Genomic DNA, 21,576 nt, shown 5'->3' with positions numbered 1-21,576 from the left:
TATAGAGCGTGATAAAGCACGTTTAAACAAATGCCCTCACATTTACGTAAGTAAATGTGGGGGTATTTGTGTTAAACGGAAGAAGTTGTGATTGATCTTGCGTTTACGCTATAAATTTTATAATTATGTCAAAATCACATATATTGAGTTTCTTCTTATTATATAAAATATTTTATTTATGTTTTAAAAATATATATTTATATAAATATTTCCAAACATAACTTTATTTATAAATCATATTTTAATTAAAAAATGTCATCTTTTGTAATTCTTTATTACATTTTATGAAACCAATTATAAAATAATTTACGATATTGTAATAGAGAGCATATTTTTACCACATAAAATATAAATATGTTTTTTGCAATGGGAGGGAACCCAATGAGGAATAATAAAAATTCGATAGTGCCTATATTAGGCACTATTCTATTTGGTTTACTTGTTTTTATGAAATTTTCTACTACTGATGTACACGGAGATCTTTTATCCGATATAGAGGGGCGTGCAGCAACGCCACAAGGATTGTCGTTAACTAACAACGATGCTAGCAATTCTTATTTCACTTATGTTGATAAGTTTTCTGATAGTGTACCCAATAACGCTAAGATAATTAGGGGGCAAAATCCAAAGTATCCGGACTCTGATGCTGTGCAACTGACGAATGATATTAAACAATTGAGTTCTATTTGGAGTGATAACGATAAGGGAAATTATATTGATACTGCTATACCGCAGAAATTATCTATGTGGTTGTATTTTGGACATACTGTTAATCCAGCTGATGGGATCGCGTTAGTCTTCCAAAATGGTGGCCCCGATGCAATCTCCAAGTCTAGGGGAGTTCCAAAGCCTGGTGAGACCCTTGGAGTATGGGGACCGGATGTTATTACCAATCAGAATCAAAATTCTACAGAAATAGCTGAGGGTGCTATTCAGAATTCATGGGCATTAGAGTTTGATACTTTTTTAAATCGAACTACTACTGCAGGTAAAGGAAGTTATTTTGATTATGATTTTGAATCCACAATTGATGGTAATCAACATATTGCCTGGAATTATCCTGCCAAAATGAGTACTTATCAATACGATTGGACCAATGGGAGTGTCTATAAAATGGTTCATAAGGATACTAAGGAATTCTTGAACTTAACTAATGGTACGACCGGTGACAATTCGTGGCATCATTTGTCCATAGATTATAAGCCACCAGTAACTGGTACCGTAGCGACCTTAACTTATACCTTTAATGATAAGAAGACTAACGGTGAGCCTGGCTCAATGTTGACGACTCCAAATGATCAACCCTTTTCTAAGACTGTTCCGCTGGAATTAAGTAACTTTAACTTCGCTAAAGATGAGAATGGAGTTACGGATACCAAACTACGTTATGGACTAACCGGTTCGACAGGTGATAATGCGTCGTTAAATATGGCGGTTTTTGAAACGATGCCATCGCTAGTAAACGCTAGCTCAGAGGTAAAAGTTTATAACGTATCTCAAGGTAATCGTGAGATTAAAGAAGGTGACGCCAAAAGTTATAATAACAATTTGATAAAGTTCAGTTATAATGTGAATTACTTATCTGGTCAAAATGACCTGCTCAATACTGTAGCCACGATTAACTTACCTAAGAATATTATTTACAATACGACTGGAAATATCGGTAATGTTGTTTATTCAGATGGAAAGACTGAACCGATTCCTGCTAGTGAAGTTAATGCTGGTGTATTGAGTCACAAATTAGGCCGTGGCTTAAATAATGGACTTAATGGAGCCAAAATCGAAGTAACAGGTATTACAAAAATTGCAGATGGTTCTAGTAAAACTACGGTTGCTAGTGCACATGCCTTAATTAAAGGTGATCTGTACAAGGATGATGTGAACACTCCTAACTTTTATATAGTATCTGAGCCACGTCACTTGTCTATCAAGTCTACTTCACCACAAAACCAGACTGTATCAATAGGTGATTCAGTTAATTTTGCGGGAACAATGTCATATGATGATTCCACAGTTATAAAGAATGAAAATATGTCGATATTACTGACAATCGATAATGGTGATCCGATTATTACTAAGGACACCGCAAGTAAAGATGGTGTATTTTCAATAGATTATTCTGATGAAAATAAATTGTCTGTTGGTCATCATACAGTTAATATTCAAGTCGTGGACCAAAATGGTATTTCTTCTAATGTGTTAACTTATGACGTCGATGTGACAAGTGTTGATCCAGTTTTATCGACTAATAATCCAGATTTAACGGCAATACAATCAGTGGGGACTGTTAGTATGCCGGCCCATGTTACGTATAATGATAGTTTGATTTTTAATAGTACGAATTTAACATGGCATATGAAAGTTTTAAGTGAAGATGGGACAGAAGTTATCAAAGATAACATTAGTGCGCCAATTCAAGAGAGTTTCTCCGGAGTTACTGCGCAAGACTTCGTTCAAACTTTCTCGATTGATAGTTTAGGAATTACTGAAGCGGGAAAGTATCAAATTGAAGTTTATGTTAAGAATGAGCGTGACAGGGATTCAAATGTAATCACGTATACTTTGAATTACGTTACAAAATCAGCTAGCTTGATTTCTAATAAGAATTATTCATTTAAGTCAATCAATACTAGTGGTGAATCTAGGTTGGTCAGACGTGCAGGAGATTGGAAGCTAAACGTTAGCAGCATTGAGTCTGATTGGACTTTATCGGCCAAAGCTGAAGATATGGTTGGTAAGGATACGTCTGGTAATAGTGTTGGTACTTTGAACGGAAACGTTGTTTTTGTAGATTCAAATAAGGATATTCAAAATATGGATTCCTACGTTTTGATTGATCATCAAAAAGAAGAACTAACGTATGATCGAGATATTAGTGGAAGTTGGGAATCTGATGAAGGTATTCTCTTGAATGTTCTACCTAATCCAGTTGGTGGTATTTATACCGGAACAATTGATTGGTGCCTAAGTAATACATTGTAAATTTATATCTATTAATTAAGATACTTCTGATGAAGTATCTTTTTTATTATGTCAAAATACAATAACTTCGTTTGGATTTTTTGTATAAATCAGCTGCCATAAGAAGTAACATTTATATATAGATATATAAGAATTTCACGAGGATATAGATAATTATGAATAAGCAATTGAGAAGGAACTATGGATTATTAATCGTTGCTTCACTTTTTCTTCTTTTCTTTACTGAGGGACAAACTACCACATTTGCTGCAACCCCCAGCATATCTGATGTTCTCAAGGCTGCACCGTCAGGAATGAATTTGGAGAATTATTTTGAGGCACCGAAAACTTACTTTGGAGATACCAGCAATACTATTAACAGTATGGTTACAATAAAGCAAGGCGTGATGGGCAACAAGACTGATGTTGTACAGATGACTAATGGTTCCAATCAATTAGCATCTATCTGGGGAAGAATGGCAACCGCTGATGCACCGGATACACCTTATAATTATTTTGATGTAACAAAGGAACAAACCTTTTCTACTTGGATGTACTTTGGGGATGATTATAGTAAGTCAGGTGATGGTATAGCATTTGTTATTCAAAATGACCCGGATGGAATAAATGCTATTTCCAAAACATATGATTCTTTAGGTAAGAAGAACCCAAAAAGCGGACAGACAATTGGAGTCTGGGGTGGTATGGGTTCGCCTACTGTTGATAGATTGGCTGCTAGTGCGATACAAAACAGTTTTGCCTTGGAATTTGATACTCACCATAATGAGACAGAAGGCTTTTTTAGCCAAGGTGATTTTTTTGATGGTCAAAAGAGTGAAGATGGCAAGAGTTTTCTTGCTAAAGGTCAGCACATCGCTTGGAATTATCCTGGAGATTCTGGAGTTTACCATCAGAAGATGGGGATCATAAATTTTTCCTACTACATGACACACAACAATGTGATTCAAAATCTGGTAATGTCTGGTAATGATGATATTAAAGAAGTATGGCATCATTTCTTATTCAAATATATACCACCTGTTGAAGGCAGTACCAAAGCTCATATTAGTTATATTTTTAATGATAAGAATTATGATGGATCTATTCGTAAGTACAACGAATGGGATCAACGAAAGAATGTGGAGATTGACATCAGCAAGTTTAATCTCAAACCTGGTCAAGAGCGATTACGTTGGGGATTCACTAGTGCCACGGGTTCTCCGGGAACCAAAAGTACAAATAATGCGATTGTATTTGAATCCATTCCTGCGGTTGCTAACATAACTGCGTCGTCCAGTTTGTATGACTTTACCCAAGAACGGGAGATTTTGGATTACGATCAAAATAGTCAAGCCGATGTTAATGTTAATAATGGTGATAAGCTGGAGTTTGATTATTCTTTAAACTACAATTCAGGATTAGCTGAAACAGGTGCAATTGATACCAAAATTGTTTTACCGACATATGTTGATTTCAAACCTGATGATAAGGGCGTTATTGGCCAAGCGATTTATTCGAACAAGATTGTCAATATCACTTCTGATGAAGTTTCTGAAGGAACAAATGACAAAGGGGAAAAGATAAGTTTTGTTACTCTGAAGTTGGATAGCTTAGGGAGTAAGAATAGTAATATTCATATCAAATTATTTGGTACAGCTAATATTGGTAGCGATGTATCTTCTACTGTAACGAATGTAAAACAAGAACACGCTTCCTTCAAAAGCCCTCATTATAGTGGTGATCTTATGAGTCCAGAATTCACTATCAATCCTGTTGAAGATAAATTAAAAATTACTAGAGAAGCTAGTTTTAAGACGGTGGTTCAACATAGTCAGTGCTTTGAGCTGGATGGATCAATAGAATACGAAAAAGGCTCGGCTTTTGATAGTGACAAAATTAAATTGTATGCAATCGTTGATGGGGTTGAACAACCATTCTCTGATTTTAAGGTCACCAAAGGTGCCACAAAAGCGACTTATAATATTGTAAAAAAAGCTTCGTTGTTAGGATTAGGTGATCATACGATAGAACTCTACGTATCAGATTCTAAGCATAGAGTATCTAATCATGTTACTTATGACCTGTCGGTGACAAGAGATTCGTCAGTACTAAGGTTAAATAGTTACCCTGATTACAGATTTCAAGATATCAATCAGAGTCCTGAAACTAGAATAGTCAAACGTTCAGGTTACTGGAATCTTAAAGTAGAAAGCTTGAATTCCATTTGGAGTTTGAAAGCAAAAGCAACACATTTAATCGATGGAAATAAGGAATTGGCTGGAGGACTAATATTTAGAAGTGGTGATGTGGAAAAGTCACTTGAGGATAATCAGGTCTTGGTAGATAAGGATGATACTTTGAGTGATGAAGATCGTATATTTGATATTTCTAGCGGTTGGAAGCCGGATTCTGGTATTTTATTAAAAATTCTACCCAATGCATCGGGTGGAAATTATCACGGAACGATAACGTGGACATTAACGAATAGTGTAGATTCTTGAGAGTGAGACTAATATGTTCGACTTTTTAGTGTTAAGGCAAAGAATTTTGGTTCTTTCTCGATTGCCGTCTCTGGGCACAAGAAATATTGATACTGTGGGAACCGCTTGGAGCCAAGGTCTCCAAGCTCGATTTTGAACTTCGCAAAAAACGCGAATTTCAAAACTCGTTCCGTGGTGTAATAGCTAAAGCTATAACGCCACCTTCACTGCAACAAATATTACTTGCACACAGAGACTAATATGTTTGTTAGTTTTTATATGATGTGACTAAATAAATAAGTGCTATATTATTCGATAATCAAAAGGCTAGATATTTTTCTGGATTTATAACAAGAAAAAATATCTAGTCTTTTTAATATTCGATTCTATAACCAAATTTTAGAAAGAACCGATTTTTTGCATAACACCGGTTATAAACGATTAACATTATATGTTTCTAATAATAGAAATATATTTTGGTTATTGTGATAATATAATTAATATAACGACTTTTTTCACTAGTCCGGATGACTTCATGGGGGAAGGATTCCGAATTAATATGAGGCGGTGTTTACAATGAGGATAAGACGTTTACGAATATACTTGGGGATATTCGTGATTATGTTATTAGGTTTATTTATGCTACCTTCAATGAATAATATTGTTGAAGCAGCCATTCCTAGCGTTTCAGATGTTTTGAAGGCAGCACCACCGGGAATGGATTTGAGTGATTATTTTGAGAAACCTTCTAATTATACTTACGATACTAGCAAGACTATCCCTAATGCTACGCAGATTGTTCCTAAAGGTACTACTAACCCAACTGATGTAGTTGAAATGACTACTAATTCTGGTGGTAATCAAATCGGATCGATTTGGGGTAAGATGACTGATTCTAGCGGTAAAAATTATAATTATTTTGATGTAACTAAAGATCAGACATTTTCAATGTGGATGTACTTCAGTGGTAAAGAAGGAACATCAGGTGATGGGATGGCATTCGTTATCCAAAATGATGCACGTGGTAAGGATGCTATTTCTACGTATGCAACAAATTCATTGGATTTACTTGGTGGTACCATAAGAAAGCCCAAGGGCGGCGAAACCCTTGGTGTTTGGGGTGGCGACGGTACTGGTACAGATATTGTATCGAGTACTTCTAAAATTGCCAGTGGTGCTATAAAAAATAGTATAGCGCTTGAGTTTGATAGCTATATGAATACTACAATACCAACTGGTGGAGCAATATTAGGTAATCCAGTAGATGATTATTTTGATGCTGAAAAGGATTCTTCTAATTCTCCTCAGGTGTCAGGACCACATATTGCTTGGAATTATCCGGGAGAAAGTGGGACTTATGTTGATCATGTGAGTGGTCTCTGGATGTACTACGGAATGAATCACAATAATCCGATTCCTAATACATATTTAGCAGCACCTGGAATTACAACTTCAACTTATACGGATACACCGGAGAACGCATGGCACCATGTGACTATAAAGTACGTTGCTCCAACTTCAGGTAGTACGACTGCCCATCTACAATATATCTTTGATGATAAGGATTATGATGGAACAGTTAGACCGTATCATGAGTGGGATCAAAGAGGTGACGGAGCTAATGATATGACTCATAAGATCATTGATTTGGATATAGGTAAGTTGCATCTTGCTACTGGTCAGACTAAGGTTCGTTGGGGAATTACGAGTTCTAGTGAAAGTACACCTACTACGAATGCAGTCATCTTTGAGTCCATTCCAGCTGTTGCTGATGTGAGTGCATCAACTAATCTATATGATGTGACGCAAGAACGTGATATTCCTGATGGTGATAGATATCCTAAACAGGATCATAATGTTAATAATGGCGATAAGCTCAGATTTGATTACAATTTGATTTATAATTCTGGTTTAGATGGAACTGGAGATATTACAACTAAACTTAATGTACCTAAGAATGTTGATTTTAAAGCTGATAGCTCTGGAAATATTGGTTCAATTGAATATGGTAATGGTGATTCACAAGACATTAAGGCTACTGATTTGAATTCAGATGGAACTATCAATCTGACCTTAACTGGACTTAGCAGTAGTAATTCAAGTATAAAGGTACATCTTAATGGAGTTGCCAATATGGGTTCAGCTACTAATGCTGTAGAAGTAAAACAAGCACATACATCGTATAGAAGTTCACATTATACGGGCGATGTTATGAGTCCTTTGTTTACTATAAATCCCATTAAAGACACTTTAAAAATTGCTAATAGCGATGATTTGAAGAAAACCGCAAAGCTTGGAAGTAGTGTCAGTATGGCTGGTACTATTAGCTACGAAAAGGGTTCAGCATTTGGCAGTAGCAGCTTGACGGTTCATACCATCGTCGATGGTACTAAGCAACCTGATTCGACCTTGTCAGTGGATTCGACAGCTAAAGCCACCAGTTATGGTTTGAAATATAGTGCAGACACGCTTGGTGTGGGTACACACACAGTGGAAGTTTATGTTTCTGATGCTATGCACGTTATGTCTAATCACGTGACGTACAATATTACTGTTTCAGATAAAAAATTAGATTTGAAATCTGATAATGAGAATAGTTATACTATTTCTCCTGAAGACTCTATTTTGTTTGCAGGTACGGTTAGTTATGATGATGGATCGTCACTTGATCCAGCGTCAACAGTAATTACTTATCAAGTTGATGGTAAAACGGTTATTTATGATAAGCCTAAAACATCCGATAGTAATCCAACATCCTATACTTCGTATTATAAAATAACGGGTACGGGTTTAGGAGAAGGTAAACATACATTGACCGTTTTTGCCACAGATGGATCAGGTAGGAAGTCTGAAATATATACAATTGCAATTAACGTAACTACTAAAGAACTTACACTTGAAAGTAATAAGTCATATAGCTTCCAAACAATAAATCAATCACCTGAAAGTAGATTACTTAAGCGTACTGGCGATTGGAATTTGAAAGTTACGAGTGCTAAGACAGCTTGGAGCTTGACTGCTCAATCATCTCCGTTAATGAATAAGATTACAGGGTTACCTTTGACCGGTACGATGGTTTATCGTGAAGGTGCAAATGAGTATTCAATGGAAAGTAGTCCAGTATTGATCGATTCAGATTCTGAAGTAAGTAATGATACGAAGATAACTGATGTGACTGATGATTGGACCGAAAATACAGGGATTCTTTTGAATATTGCTCCAGATACATCATCTGGTACTTATACAGGTCAAATTGATTGGACATTAGTTGATGGACCAAATTCTTAATAGAATATAAATAAAATCGTTGCTGTTATAGCAACGATTTTTTAGGTTTTATATCGCATAATTATAGTGTTCAAGTTTAGATATATTTTATTGTCTACATTGAATTATATAAATATAGTATTTTTAGTATCCTTTTAAGAAGTAAATGTTTAGGAGGATATATACTTTTGAGCAATAGAAAACTACCACTAATTATTTTTTCTATGCTTTCGGTTTTATTATTATTTTATTTTAATATTAATCAGGTTGAAGCAACTAAAGAGGAGGATGCAGCCGCCCAAGCCGCTGCACAAAAGGGGCTGTCATTAACTGACAAGGAAGACGCCAAAAACTATTTTACTTATGTTCCAATGTTGGGTAAGACCAATTTACGTAAGAATAGTGCTCGTATCATTGAACGACCTAATCCGCAGAATCCTACCACTGATGCGGTTTTATTGACGGACGATGTTAATCAATTGAGTACGATTTGGAGTGATGATAAGAAGGATAACTATTTAGATACCAATATCAAACAGACACTATCAATGTGGCTGTATTTTGGTTATGCCAATAATCCCGCCGATGGAATTGCGGTTGTTCTGCAAAATGGTGGTCCAGATGCCGTTGATATTGATAAGGATGGCTATGCTCACGGAGGGGAAACACTGGGTGTATGGGGAACCGATAATGAACCTGATAATGAACAGAGTTCAGTTATTGCATCTAGAGCTATTCCTAAAAGCTGGGCTTTAGAATTTGATACATTCTTAAATAGAACTGAGATTGCTGGAGCAATGAGTGCATTTGATGCATTTATTTATGCAGATGAAAACAAGAAAAATCAGCACGTTGCTTGGAATTATCCAAGTAATCCTGGAGCGTACATGTCTGATTATGCTCCAGGTAGTTCAATCTTCTTACTTAATCATTTGGATATCGAGAACTCTCTGAGATTAACAAGAAATAGTAAGCCAGAATATGCCTGGCATCACTTGACTTTAGAGTATTCTCCACCAGAAAAGAACGACGGTAAGGCATCGTTAACTTACATATTCAATGATAAGTTAACTGACGGAACTAGCCGTACTGTTCCCGAAAATCGAATGTTTAGCCACAAAATTGATCTTGATTTGAATCAATTAGCCAATGATGATGGTTCCATACCTGATAAGCTACGTTATGGTTTTACTGGTGCTACAGGTGCAGAGGCTTCGGTCAATATGGCGATTTTTGAAACTATGCCATCGCTAGTTAATGCGACAACCAATGCTAATGTCTTTGACGTGACTCAAGCGGAACGTGAGATCACTTCTGGTGATAGCGCAGTGCGTGATGGTGACGATATGAAGATTGGGTATAATTTGATTTATCGAACGGGAAAGAAGAACTTAAAAAATGTAAGTGCAAAGATAAACCTGCCTGAGCACATTGAATATCCAAAGAGTGGAGTTATTGGTCAAGTTAATTATTCTGGGGGAACGGTTGAAAAGATAACTGCAGATCAAGTGAAAGATGGTGTTTTGACCTATGAATATTCAAAAGAGTTTGATGAAAATATTCGTGCCGCATCAATTTATGTATACGGTAAGGCACGAGCTGAGAATAATGCCAAGACATTAGTTCCAGCCGCCCACGGGGTGATTGAGGGTGATCTGTACAAGGGGGATGTCACGACACCTGATTTTTATATTATTCCTAAAACAAAAAAATTGAATATTGCAAAAACAAAATCCACAGTTTCAGTAGATATTGGAAATACATTATCTTTAAATGGAACAATGACTTTGACTGAAAATGATAAAGAGGTTCCATTAAGTAATAATGATGTATATCAGTTTTATCGAATCGATGGTGGCGACTTACACTATGGGCAAGATACCGCTAGTCCAGATGGTAAGTTTAATATTACGTTGAATACTGGTAGTGAAGCAGATGCGGTGCCTGCTGGAATTCATAAGATACAAGTCTATGCAATGACTACTGGTCTTATTTCATCAGAGCAGATACTGGAATATGAAGTTAATATCCATCAAAAAAATCCAGTTCTTACTACTAATAATAGTAATATCTCAGTTGTTAAGTCAGAAGATAAGGTTAACCTGCCTGCAACTGTTCATTACGAGGATGCACATGCATTTGATAGTTCCGATTTAACTTGGCATATGCAAGTAAATGATGGTGAAGAAGTTACTAGCAAAATCCAAGACGATCGTACAGGACTGGATGAATTAGATTGGACACAGATTTTTAGTGCTGAAAAATTAGGAATTACGGATGATAAGATTTCGTATGTACTTCGTGTATATGTAACCGATGGTGATGGTGGAAAGTCTAATGTGATCGATTATAATGTTAAATTATTGTCTAATTCTGTTTCGCTCAATTATGATCCGGCGTATTCGTTTGATTCAGTGAATAATAGTGGTGAAAAGATGCTGGTTCATCGTAGTGGCAAATGGAAACTAGGAGTTAGCAGTACTGAATCTGATTGGTATTTATCCGCCAATGCTTCTAAGTTGTTTGCTCAAAATGATGTAACTAATACTAAAAGTGCTTTGAATGGTGATCTAGTTTATGTCTATAAGGATGGCAGTAAGCATCCAATGTCGTCAGAAGTTGCAATTGCTGAGAATAAAGACAAAGAAACGCTAGATTATGACATTGCTGGTCAATGGAAGAATACGACTGGAGTGTTATTAGACCTTCAACCAAATCCGATTAATGGGGCATATGTGGGACAAATAAATTGGAATTTATCTAATTCTATTTAGATGTTAAGAGAGCGCAAAAAAACACGTTATGCTCAGAAGCTAAACGTGTTTTTTTGCGCGTTTATGCTGCATGTTTAAAGATAATAATAGTTTTGTACCAAACTCTTTATTTTTGTTAAATAATTTTTTTAATATCTGACTTGTATATACAAATATACGTGACATAATGGAGGTGAAAAGTCAGAGTGATTATGGGGGGATAATTATGAAGAAATTCATTTTATTTATTATTGCTTCAATTATTTCATTCTTTGTTTTAATAAATATAAATACTACAAATGTACAAGCAAGTATGTACTCAGATTCTGATGGTATAAATTATGCGCCTAAGGGTATGCCGTTAGGAACCTTAAGCAATAATGATATGTTTGTTCAAGGCGCCCATAGTGGTAATGGTGCTGTTGTATCAAACGGAAGCTCGTTAAAGCTCACACAAAGAGGACAGTATAATCAGGTTTCGTCAGTATGGAGCAATAAAGCTCTAGGAAACTACATTGATACTGGTAAAAAGCAAACATTTTCTTTGTGGTTATACTTTGGTGTTTCGCTCTATCATACTCAGGGTCTAGCGTTAGTATTGCAAAATGATCCCAGAGGTACATCTGCAATATCTATGAGTGGCAATTCAATTGCTGGCGGTCAGACATTAGGTGTATGGGGTAGTGATGTGCCAAATAAAGCAACCCCAGCAGACGTTGCTAATTCAGCAATTAAAAATAGTTGGGCACTAGAATTCGATTCAACTATAAATGGATATTCTGATTATGAAAATGTCGTTCAAAATCACAAAGGTACAGCAGGCAACTCGCTAGATAGTTTTCAATTCTATAATGGTGAAAACAGAAAAATTGTTGATGAGCATACTGCCTGGGCATATCCAGGTCTTGCATCAACTTATTTGAATATTGCAGCTCCTACTAGCAGTAAGAAATATTATGAAATGGTTCATAATGATATTAATGAAGATTCATTATCTTACGCTAATAGTGCTCAGTTAGCATGGCACCATTTGAAGGTTATTTATACTCCACCTACAGATTCAGATCCTGATGATGCAAAGCTGGAATATATATATAATGACACCTCACTAACTGGTTTTTCACAGAACTTGTTGAGTGGTCAACATTATCTTGATACGACTGTTCCTTTGAAATTATCAAATTTAGGTGTAAAGAAAGGTGATCCATTACTATTTGGACTTACAGGAGCTAATGGTGCTGATCTAGATCACTCTCAAACTGGTATTGCTGTATTTGAAACCATGCCATCAATTGTGGATGCTGATACAAACGCCTATATTGTCGATAAAACTACGAAAAGCAAAGTAAGCTCAAAGACTGATCCAATGCCTAGTGATGTACAGGCTCTAAGTGATACTAAAGTTGTACATCCAAAGGATAATCTTCAATTCAATTACATGGTTCGTTACAATTCCGGTAAAAAAGATATGATGCCGCTTAGCGATAAGATTTATTTACCATCTAATGTTACCTTTACAAAAGACAGCAATGGCAACGTAGGTCAAGTCGTTTATGAAAATGGCGACCATGAGGATATTCCTTATTCAGATATTAATTCTGATGGAACACAATTGAACTGTACACTTAAGCAACAATTGAATACGACACAATCAACTGCAAGAGTGGAGTTAAATGCTACGGCTAATAATGTTCCTGATGGCAGCTCTGGCATGACAGTTGGCGTATCACCAGTTACTTTTGAAAGTGACAATTACATAGGTCATGACGAAGCACCGAAATTTCAAATTGAAGCACCACAAGATAATTTAACAATTACTAAGACATCAACAGATCCTGTTAAGTTGTCAGTTGGTAAAACTACAAATTTGACTGGTACTATGAAGTTTGACAAGCAAAGTACGATTGATAATGATGATATGAATATTTATGTATCTGTTGACGGTAACAGTAGTACTGTTCAAAAAGATACAAATAGCAGCAATGGTAACTTTTCTATACCATTTAGTAGCGAGGATGTAGGAACTCATAAGATTACCGTCCAAGTGGTCGATAATAATTATGTTTCTTCTAGCGGAATAAAAGACACGATTGCTTCCAATATGTTGACTTATACAGTCAATGTACAAGATATTTCGTTGGCAGCATCTGGGGACACATCTCCGATTATAGTTTTGAATAATACAAGTGTTGAACTACCCACAATTGATATTAATTATGTTGGTGGTTCTTCGACAGATGTTACTCCGTTGACAGCTTCGTATAGTATTTCAAATCCTAGTTACAATAATGGAGATCCTATTACGATTACACCTAAAACTTTGAATGAAGTTACAGGCTGGCCTACATCAGAAGTTCATTTGAACATAGATGCTGCTGAGGGTAGTAAAGATGGATTAAGAATAGGTCAAAATACTGTTAAGGTTGCTTTCAAGGATCAAAATGGACACGTTTCGAATAAATTAACATACGTTATAAATGTTCAAGATAAGAATCCAATCCTATCATATGGCGATGGAAATGATGGCAATATAACGGCTATGGGTACAGATGATAATATCAGCTTCCCAATAAATGCCACATATGAAAATAACCTTAGTTTTGCACCGTCAGATTTAACCATGCATGTGACAGTTGATGGAAATGATATAGCCGATCTTCCTAAGTCCACTGACGATACAAGTACCATTTCATATGATGTTACTAAGACATTAACGCAAGCTGCATTAGGAATTACTGGTCAAACTGCTCCCATGCACACAGTGACATTTACAGTTACCGATCCATATGGGCGTGAGTCGAATAAATTAACTTATAATGTAAAGATGATTTATAAGTCCGCTAATTTAACATATAAGAGTGATTATTCATTCGGTTCATTTAACCAGAGTCCTGAAGCAAGGTTGGTTAAGAGAACTAGTGAATGGAATGTAGCTGTTAATACGATTGACTCACCTTATAAGTTGACCGCTAGTGCAGGAGAATTAACTACGACAGATTTAGTTAATAATCATACGTTAGCAGGTGAACTAGTTTATGTTGATCCTAAGAATAATGATCAATTGTCAACTATGAATCAACCAGTTACTCTGAGTCAAAGCGATAAAGATGCAACTAATAGTTACAGCATATCTAATGTTTGGAAACCTAACCAAGGTATTTTGCTACAAGTAGATCCAAATGCCGCATCTGGATCATATAGTGGAAGTATCAAGTGGGATTTAACAGATAGTATTGATTGATTTGAAGAGTGCGCAAAAAACACGTTTAGCTTCTGAGCATAACGTAAAATAGTCTAGTATTTACGTAGTAAATGCTAGGCTATTTTTTGTTATGCGGAAGAAGTTGTTTTTTTTGCGCGTTTACGCCGATTATTTTAAACATGAGCTGGAAACATTTGTATAAACATATTATAATCAAGTTAGACAAGATATAATTACATTTATTAAAACGATTGCATAAACATTATGATATATAATGTTTATTAACATATGGGATTACAAAATAATACAGGGGGTGCCTGCTGTGGGTGATAAGAGGAAACTAACTTTTTTAGGAATATTAACTGTAATATTCTTTTCAATTTTAATTGTATTTAATCACATGCAAATAAATTCAAAAGCGGATCTACCATCAATAACTGATAAAGAGGCTATCCAAAAAGCGCCTTATGGGTTGGCGTTAGATAAGTATTTCAGTCATCCTGCTACATTTCCAACTGGAGAAAAAAATTATGTTTATACATACAATCCTGATACTGCAAATAACATTGTTATCCTAACTGATAATAGAAATCAGACTAGTGCAGTTTGGAGTGATGGAGATAACTATATTGATATTAATAAGAAGCAAACCCTATCAATGTGGTTGTATTTTGGAGCTAACCTTACTATTGGTGGCCCAGCTGATGGGATAGCATTTGTTTTACAAAATGATAGTAGAGGTGTAAATGCAATATCAACTCTGAATGGTAAGGTTAATAAAGGGGAAACCTTAGGTGTTTGGGGATCGGACCTTAGTAAATATGTTACTAATGATCCTACTCCTTTGCCAACTGATAATACAACGCCCATTCAGTTACAGGCAATTCAAAACAGTTGGGCTTTGGAATTTGATACTAGGACTAACAGTAGTAAAGTTGATCCAGGAAATTCATTTGATTCGTTAGGATATCCGGGAAGCAATCCTACTCTACCTAATCCAATTATTGGTTCACATATAGCTTGGAATTATCCCGCTCGTGCAACCAGTTATGAACAAATTAGTCCTAATAAACCTGAATATAGTTGGGGGTTCCTTTCAGGAAAATCTGTTATGGGACTGAATCATAATTTTGGTTCTAATTTATCCTTTAATGGTAATGATCTTAACTTTACATCGTTTGGTAGTAGCACAGAACCAGCAGAAAAATGGAAACACGTAACAATAACTTATAATCCTCCAACTTCTGCAGACTCAAATACGGCTACTATTGACTATGCATTTAATGATAAGTCAGTCTATGGTACAACAATTAAACCATTGCCGGGGAATGCTTCTTTTGCCACCATACCGGTAGATTTAAGTGAATTTGGTACTGTTAAAGACGGTAAGTTACGTTTTGGTTTTACAGGTTCTACCGGTTCTGGTACAAATGATAATACAACTAATGCGATAGTCTTTGAAACGATGCCATCTATAGTTGAAGCCACTCTTAATTCTTATGCGGTTGATAAAGATATTCACGCTAGAGTTGGATCAGATACTTCTCTAATGGATACCGATGCTCAAGCAATGAATGAGACAACCAAAGTCCATCCAGGAGATAACATCGGATTGAACTACATGATGCGTTATGACAGTGGTAAGCAACCATCTAAGGATGTTACTGCTGATGTAGATATCCCTGATAATCTAACTGTCAAAAATGATGATGGAAATATCGGTACCATTTACTACACCGGAATTGACAATGCTACTAAAAAGGAAACAACTAAGGAAGTAGCAATTTCCCAAGAGGATCTATCAACAGATAATAAGTCCGCATCAGTAAAGATTGAGAATATGGGTATGACTGATGATGATGCAAAATATTGGAAGACAGCAAGAATTGAAATAAATACGACTGCTAACCCAATCACATCTGGAACGAGCTTGAATGTCCCTTCAGCACATGCTAGTTTTGAAGGTCCCAACTATAAATCTGATACTCAGATTCCATCTTTTGATATCGTTAAACCAGCTGATACATTGGTCCTAAAGAAAACTTCAGGAGATGGAACTTATCCTTCCGGTAAAGAGGTTGATTTAAAAGGTGAGATAAAATATGGAACTAACACAGCAGTTGTTGATAATAAGACTGTTTGGTATACATATCAGATTGATAATCAAGCACCTGTAACAACCCAAGATACTGGAACAAGTAATGGTGTCTTTTCAATCCCAATTGAGAAGCTTGATGGAGGAAAGCACACTATTAAAGTTAAAGCATCCGCCACTTTAGATAGTGGAGAAATTATTAGTTCTAATGAGTTGGAATATGACGTTAATATTCAAGACTTTATGATCACTAATAAGGCTCAAGTATACGACGAATCTCAGAGTCGATTCATAACAGATGGTGATACTGTTCAAGAAGGAGACAAATTGCAGTATCAATACAATGTTAGTTATGATGAAGGTGTACAGGATCTAAATCAAATTACTTTGACGATTCCTCAACCTGATAACTTGTCACTGAGAAAGATGGATGGAACTAATTCAGTAATTGGTAATTATACTAATTATCAAGGTGATACTAAGAGTTACAAACAAGTAGCTGATGGATCTTCACCGTATACTTATACATTTAAGAATCCACTTGGTAATAATAATTCTTCCAGTTCTGCTGACCAATACAAGAGTGCAAAGATCGTATATTACATGACTGCTAATGATGTAGATACTGATACCGTAGTCAATTCGACAAATGTCGACGTTACGGATTCGACCTTGTATAAGGGAAGCATGAGTACTCCAAGTTTTACTATTAGAGATGCGAAGTATAAGCCACATCTAGAAGCAACTGGTGGTACTGATAGTCAAAGTGTTGCTAATACTGATGATTTCACGCTTACAGGGTTAGTAACGTATTTTACAAATGACGATGCACATACCAAGACTGATTTTAACAATAGTGATATGACAGTATACACTAGAGTAGACGGTAGTGCTTTAGATGACTCTGGTTTTGAAAAGGTCGGAACTTTATCTGACAGCAATAAACCAGGTGAAATGACGATCTTACGTAATGCAAGTTCGTTATCAAATGGTGTTCACGATATTTATGTGAAAGTAACCGATAAGTACGGTAATGTTTCTAATACTGTTGATTATGAAGTTATTGTCGGTGATAAGGCATTATCTGTGACACCTGATCAAAAAGAAAGAACCGTCGAGGATAGTTTGCCAGTTAAATTGACTGGTACTTATAAGCATACTGATGGTTCTGCACTTGAAGGAACTAGTTTAACTATTAGATATGTCATAAATTCTGAACTTGTGGGTAAGGCTCAAAGTACTCAGACAGTGACATACACGGATGGTTATCAGACCGGCGATACATCTAGAAAGTTCAGCTTTGATGTCGATCCCGTGGGATATAATCGAGATTCTAGTATGACTTATGACGAGTGGAATGATGCAATAAAGAGTAATAGTGTTGCAGGACTCAGAGTAGGAAAGAATACGATTAATGTCTTGCTGACAGATGCAGGGGGACATTCGGTCAGAACTAGTTATGTAGTAAATGTTCCGGATGTTGATTTGAATTTGTCGTTAACTAATAACGATTTGAATATGATGAGTACTAGTGATACTTTAAACGTTCCATTGAGTCTAAAGTACGATGGTAACTATAAAGTTAACTCTTTAGCAGATACAGACAAGGCTATGTTCTTATATGCTAATAAGCCTAATAATAGCGAATACGCAAGAACTCCATTAGATGCTATTAATGATAGTGCTACTGATGATCCTGTCACTTCAAAGGAAACTACCGCAGGTATTTCTAAGAGTGATCTAGAGGATTCTGCCGGATATTCCGATGACAGTCAGGATTCTGGAGTAGGATCTAAGCAGCCAATCGAGTTCTACGCAGAGGACCTTTATGGACGTAAATCCAATGTAGTCAGTGGTACTTTAACTTATATCTCGAAGTCCGTTACATTGACAAGCAACACGAATTATAAGTTTGATGCGGTGAATAAGTCCGCTGAGAATAGGATTGTAAAACGTAATGGTAAATGGACACTTGATGTTGACAGTGTTAAGTCCGCGTGGAAATTGTCGGCCACAGCTGGTCCTATGACTACTGAAGATGCCGCTAAAAATATTTTTACACTTCCAGGTAATTTGATTTTTGTGGATAAAGATAATAACTCATATTCTATGCAAGATAAAACACCAATTGCATCTAATAACGATAATAGTTCCGAAGATGTTAATATTGCTGGTAGCTGGGGAGACAATGATGGAATTCTATTGAATTTGGCTGGTGAACCAGCTCCTGGCCAATATGAGACAAAGATTAATTGGACTCTTTCGAATACATTGTAAAAAGCGAGATCACGTGAGTGACCTCGTTTTTGTGTTGAATAGATAAATTAATAGTCTTTGTATAAAAATTAAAATTTATTTAAAGATAATAAAAATAACTTGATTTTTGAATGAAAAGTACAACATTTTTGTTAAAAAATTGATAAAATAGAAGTGTAGTTATTTTTTAAAGAAATTATCAAATAAAACATTAAACAGGGGGAATTATTTATGGGTAAAATCAAAACACTAGCCTTGACCAGTATCATGCTTTCAAGTACTGTGCTAGGCGCTAGCCCTTTAATAGTTCAAGCAAAAGAAAAAGCAGCTCCAACAATTACTGCTACTAGAGCGCTAACGGAGGCAACAACTTCTACACCGACAGCAGCTAAGGGAACTGCAACAACATTCGCTGATTTGAAGAACAATGCAACTATGTCAGTGGCTCCAATTTTTGGTAAGAGCGGCTCAGATTTTAATACCGATTTGGCAAATGAATTGAATATTACTACTTCTAAGACAGATACTACACAAATTCCGATGACTGTCGTTGAAAGTAACAAATTTGGATTCGCCACAAAGGTTACATTCACTAATGGCGATAAAACTAAGGCAGTTAATGTGCAATACAACTATGCTAAGCCAACAGTTTCATTCGGCAAGGATAATGCTTCTCAGGTTATGAACTTTACAACTAAGACAGCACCTGCACAAACGGACTTCGCATCTAAAGTTGTTAACAAGGACGTTACTGCTACAACGACTAATGGTACTGATGCAAAAGGCGTTAAGAATTCAGCAACATTGTTAACAGATATGTCAACTAGCGATATTCAAGATCCTGGTTCATATACTGTTACATACACACCAAGAGACAATTACACTACTGGTGATGCTGTTAATAGAACGGTTAATGTGTTTGGTGAACCTGATTGGACACAGTTAGATAATTATAAAATTACGGCTGGAGATACAGCCGGAGTATCAGGAAAAGTGGTTATTAATAATAAACATGGTCAAAAATTCTTAGTTACAACTACTGCTGTTGATGGAACAACTGAAAATAAATATGGAACTGCAGCTGATTTTAATGCAGCTAAAGCTGGAACTTATTCAGTTAAGTATTCTGCTCAAGCAATTGATGATAATGGTAACTTGTTGAAAGATTCATCAACTGGCAATGCATTGACATTTGATGATGATAATCCAGCAACAATTCAAGTTGTTGATCCTGACGGAACAGGCGTTACATCATTACCTTATACAATTAACTTCACATATGATAAGAATATTGTCGGGACACAGTTCGGTACAACTGATAATAACTTGGTTAAACCTGATGCTCCTTCTACTGAAGAATCAGCAAACAAGAGTAGTGATACTGATAAAACTACTGATTCACAGGTAGAAGAAGGGGAAACAGAACAGCCAGCTTCAAAAGCTGATGCTACAGAACCAAATACTACAGTCGATGTAAAAGCTCCAACAGGATACACTCTTGCAAAGAGTACAGATTCTCCTTATACATTTACAGATGCTAAGAGAACGGTTGATATTGACGTAGTTCCAGCATCATTGAAGTACACAGTAAATTATGTGGATGAAGCTACCGGTAAAACTGTAAAGACTGATAAAGATCAAACAGGAACATATGGTTCATATATTTCTCTAAAAGCTCCAGAGGGTTATGAATTATCAAATGTTGTTGATAGAGGATTTACCCTCAAAAAAGATGGTTACGAACGTACTGTATATGTATCTAAGAGGAACGTTTCATATGTAATCACATTCCTAGATCAAGAAACAGGTAGAACTATCGGCATCACAACTGGTGAAGGTGCAGATGGGGACGATGTTACTTTGACAGCTCCAGATGGCTATAGTTTCATCAATGCTGATGATATTCAAATGACTATCAACAAAGACAATCCTAATAAGTCAATTGAAGTAGCTCCTAATTCTTCAGACTTCATGGGAACATTAACAACTTATCCAAATAGTGGATACACTGATTTGTATTCAAGCAAAGGTAAGTTATTAGATGATGTCGTTCTTTCAAGTAATTCAAATTGGATTACTGATAAGAAGATTTATGTTGATGGTGTTAAGTATTACCGTGTAGCCACAAATGAATACGTTAAGGCATCTGATTCATATCTATATACACCAATGTCAAAAATCGCTCAGACTAACGGTAAGGCACACACTAAGGTTTACGATTCCAAAGGTACTCTTGTAAATGACCGTGCTCTTGCAACAAATAGTGCATGGAAAGTTGACAAGGCTGCTCGTATCAATGGTCACAAGATGTATCGTGTAGCCACAAACGAATGGGTAATGGCATCTGACGTCACTATTCTATAGTTCTTATATACAATAGGAATTAAAATTATATATAAATATTCCAAAAGCTAGGGTTTAACCTAGCTTTTTTTTGTGCTTATCGTGATACACTTAACTTGTTGATTGTAATATTGGGGGATGAAAAACACTTTAAAAATGGTTAAAATTCACCCTTGACTTTTCCTTATCCATCAGCAGGTTAAGCGTATTCAAAAATAT

General features: G+C 35.9%; 7 protein-coding genes. All 7 read left to right on the top strand.

Annotation, left to right across the window (positions count from 1 at the left end):
• Positions 1–381 precede the first annotated feature (381 nt).
• The 7 genes from EKM79_RS03610 (at position 382) to EKM79_RS03580 (ending at position 21,378) form a co-directional block, all read left to right on the top strand.
• Positions 382–2,982 carry a hypothetical protein gene (locus EKM79_RS03610; protein ID WP_125565982.1) on the top strand — a complete coding sequence of 867 codons (2,601 nt, stop codon included), beginning with the start codon at positions 382–384 and terminating at the stop codon, positions 2,980–2,982.
• Positions 2,983–3,137: 155 nt separating this feature from the next.
• The gene (locus EKM79_RS03605; protein ID WP_125565980.1) at positions 3,138–5,462 is read left to right on the top strand and encodes an L-type lectin family protein; all 2,325 of its coding nucleotides are present in this window, start codon (positions 3,138–3,140) and stop codon (positions 5,460–5,462) included.
• A 555-nt stretch (positions 5,463–6,017) separates the two neighbouring features.
• Positions 6,018–8,729, top strand: coding sequence for an L-type lectin family protein (locus EKM79_RS03600; protein ID WP_125565978.1), 2,712 nt, complete (start codon positions 6,018–6,020; stop codon positions 8,727–8,729).
• Between the two features lie 167 nt (positions 8,730–8,896).
• Positions 8,897–11,482 (top strand): L-type lectin family protein, encoded by a 2,586-nt coding sequence (locus EKM79_RS03595; protein WP_125565976.1) that lies wholly within the window; start codon positions 8,897–8,899, stop codon positions 11,480–11,482.
• Positions 11,483–11,687: 205 nt separating this feature from the next.
• Positions 11,688–14,702: a hypothetical protein gene (locus EKM79_RS03590; protein WP_125565973.1), complete on the top strand. Its 3,015-nt coding sequence runs from the start codon at positions 11,688–11,690 to the stop codon at positions 14,700–14,702.
• Between the two features lie 283 nt (positions 14,703–14,985).
• Positions 14,986–19,035 (top strand): L-type lectin family protein, encoded by a 4,050-nt coding sequence (locus tag EKM79_RS03585; protein ID WP_125565971.1) that lies wholly within the window; start codon positions 14,986–14,988, stop codon positions 19,033–19,035.
• Between the two features lie 210 nt (positions 19,036–19,245).
• Complete coding sequence (locus tag EKM79_RS03580) at positions 19,246–21,378, top strand: SLAP domain-containing protein (RefSeq protein ID WP_125565969.1); 2,133 nt, start codon at positions 19,246–19,248, stop codon at positions 21,376–21,378.
• Positions 21,379–21,576 lie beyond the last annotated feature (198 nt).

It is taken from the genome of Companilactobacillus insicii, from assembly GCF_003946015.1.
In the GTDB taxonomy this organism is placed as follows: Bacteria; Bacillota; Bacilli; order Lactobacillales; family Lactobacillaceae; genus Companilactobacillus; species Companilactobacillus insicii.
Note: the sequence above shows the minus strand (reverse complement) of the source record. Positions and strands in the feature narration are given on the sequence as shown.